The sequence below is a fragment of the Salmonella sp. SAL4457 genome, from assembly GCF_046548235.1.
GTDB lineage: Bacteria > Pseudomonadota > Gammaproteobacteria > Enterobacterales > Enterobacteriaceae > Salmonella > Salmonella enterica.
Window position 1 is genome coordinate 1 of record NZ_JBGDZO010001345.1, and the last position, 235, is coordinate 235.

General features: G+C 68.9%; 1 protein-coding gene. It reads right to left on the reverse strand.

The annotated features are described in order from the left end of the window. A partial coding sequence (locus ACLJNW_RS28560; protein ID WP_410962052.1) for a TolC family protein occupies positions 1–235 on the reverse strand: 235 nt, incomplete at both ends.

Below are 235 nucleotides of genomic sequence, written 5' to 3' on the forward strand. Positions count from 1 at the left end.
GGGCTGGCGCCGACCAGGTAGCCGAGGGCGTTGACCAGGTGCGCCTGGTTCTTTTCCACCTCGGGCAGGCGTGCCTCCATGCTGGCCACCTGGGCCAGCGCCTGGGCTACCTCGAGGTCGGTGGCGACGCCGTTGGCCAGGCGCGTGCGGGTGAGTTCCAGGCTGCGCCGTGCGGTCTCGAGGTTGTCGCGGATGATCGCCGCACGGTTCTGTTCGCCGCGCAACTGGATATAGT